At 74.2% G+C, this 2,087-nt stretch carries 3 protein-coding genes; 2 read left to right on the top strand and 1 reads right to left on the bottom strand.

The window, feature by feature from the left end; translation table 11 throughout:
* Positions 1–516, top strand: a 516-nt coding sequence (locus AB0G02_RS36755) for a LuxR C-terminal-related transcriptional regulator (protein ID WP_360804073.1), incomplete at its 5' end; no start/stop codon positions are given.
* A gap of 173 nt (positions 517–689) precedes the next feature.
* On the opposite strand, the gene AB0G02_RS36750 is transcribed toward AB0G02_RS36755, so the two are convergent.
* A complete protein-coding gene (locus tag AB0G02_RS36750) occupies positions 690–1,316 on the bottom strand; it encodes an NAD(P)H-dependent oxidoreductase (protein WP_360804070.1) in 627 nt (208 codons plus the stop codon).
* Positions 1,317–1,521: 205 nt separating this feature from the next.
* Here AB0G02_RS36750 and AB0G02_RS36745 point away from each other — a divergent pair.
* On the top strand, positions 1,522–2,087 hold a 566-nt coding region (locus tag AB0G02_RS36745), incomplete at its 3' end, for an alcohol dehydrogenase catalytic domain-containing protein (protein WP_360804067.1).

The following is a 2,087-nucleotide window of genomic DNA, read 5'->3' as shown; positions in this document are numbered from 1 at the left end:
GCGGTGCGCGGCGGCGGCGACCCGGCGATCGTGGTGGTCGGTCCGGACGGCGTGCCGCGCGCGGCCACGGCCGCCGCCGGGACGTGGCGGGACGAGCTGGACGAGGTCGCGCCCGGCCGGTTCGGGGTGATGCTGCGCGCCGTGGTGACGGGTGCGCGGGCCTCCGCGTCCGGTACGTTCCGGGCGCGCGTGCGCGACGCGTCCGGCGGGTGGATCCTGCTCCAGGCGAGCAGGTTGATCGCCGAGGACGACCGCGAGACGGTGGTGACCGTCGAACGGGCCTCCGGCGCGGAGCTGCTGGGGCTCCTGCTCGCCGCCTACGGCCTGACCGCCCGCGAGCGCGACGTGTGCCACGAGGTCATCGCCGGGCGGTCCACCTCGGACGCGGCGGCCCGGCTGGGCATCTCCGCGCACACCGTGCAGGACCACCTGAAGTCGGTGTTCGGCAAGGTCGACGTGCGCAGCCGGGGCGAGTTGGTCGCCAGGCTGCGGCCGGAGGAGAGCCCGGCCGGGTGACCGGCACGCGCCGCGCCGACCGGTGCGGTCCCGCAGGTCGGCGGCGACCCGCGCGGTCGCGTCAGGTCGGCGGCGACCGGTGCGGTCGCGTCAGGTCGGCGGCGACCGGGGCGCTGGTCACCCGGCCGGGCCGCCGACCGCTGCCGCGGGTGCGGGCGAGGACCGGGTGGGGATCAGAAGTTCTCGGCGGCCTGCACCGCGTCCTGGTGGGCCTGCTTGCGCTGCTGCTCGGCGTCGGCGGTGACCATGTTCGGGCGGAACTCGATCTCGGTGATGTCGGTGATGCCGCACATCCGCAGCCACGAGTTGAAGAACGGCTTCTGGAAGTCCTGGCCGAACGACGGCGGCCGACCCGGCCCGTACACGGCGCCGGTGTAGACGACCGCGGCCTTCTTGCCCGTCACCAGGCCCGTGTAGCCGTGCTGCGGGTCGAACCCGAACGCCAGGCCGGGCTGCGTCACGACGTCGATGAACTGCTTGAGGACGTACGGGACGCCCGAGTTCCACATGGGCACGCTGAACAGGTAGGCGTCGGGCGCGGCGAAGCGCTCGAACGTCCTCTTGACCGACTCCCACGCCTCGGCGGCGGCCGACGACAGCTCCTGGCCCGCGAACACCGTCATCTCGGCTTCCGCGGCGTCCGGGCCGAAGACCGGCAGCGTGCCGTCCCACAGGTCGAAGGTCTCGACCTGGTGGTCGGGGTGGCTCGCCCGGTAGGTGTCGAGGAAGGTCTCGGCGATCGCCAGGCCTTCCGAGGCCTTGCCCCGGGGCGACGCGGAGATGTGCAGCAGCGTGGTCATGGTCCCGTTCTCCATTGCTCTCCGATGAACCGGACCGAAGGTCCGCTTGAACGCCACCATAGCGGACTTGCGGTCCGCTTCTCGTCGGGCCCGAAGTGCCGCACGCCGCCGGCGGTGGGAGGCTGGGCCGGCGTCGACCTCCCCGCCCCTTCGCCCGGCCGGCCGACGCGCTCGCCCACCGGCAGTCCACAGAGGAGTGATCACCGTGAAAGCCGTTGTGCTGAGCCGTTTCGGCGGCCCCGAGGAGCTGCGCCTGGGCGACGTCGAACGCCCCGAGCCCGGTCCGGGGCAGGTGCGCGTCCGGGTGCGCGCGGCCGGGGTGAACCCGTTCGACGTGAAGGTCCGCTCCGGCGCGATGGAGGCCGTCTTCACCACGCCGCTGCCCACCGTGCTGGGTTCGGAGGTCGCCGGCGTGGTCGACGCGGTCGGTCCGGGCGTCACCGGCACGGCGGTGGGTGACGAGGTGCTCGGCTGGGCCGACACCGGCGCGTACGCCGAGTACGTGTTGACCACGACGTTCGCACCGAAGCCCGCCGGACTGACCTGGGAGCGCGCCGTCTCGCTGCCCGTCGCCGTGGAGACCACCGACCGCGTGCTCGGCCTGCTCGACGTCGAGCCGGGTGGGACGCTGCTGGTGCACGGCGCGGCGGGCGGCGTGGGCGTGGTGGCCGTGCAGCTGGCCGTCGCGGCGGGACTGCGGGTCATCGGCACCGCCGGTCCGGACAACCAGGAGCGCGTCGCCGCGCTCGGCGCCACGCCCACGACGTACGG

Origin of the sequence: Actinosynnema sp. NPDC023658, from assembly GCF_040639995.1 — a bacterium.
GTDB lineage: Bacteria > Actinomycetota > Actinomycetes > Mycobacteriales > Pseudonocardiaceae > Actinosynnema.
Note: the sequence above shows the minus strand (reverse complement) of the source record. Positions and strands in the feature narration are given on the sequence as shown.

Excerpts from the sequence above, each read along its gene's own strand:
- AB0G02_RS36750 (WP_360804070.1), bottom strand. The coding sequence starts at position 1,316 with ATGACCACGCTGCTGCACATCTCCGCGTCGCCCCGGGGCAAGGCCTCG.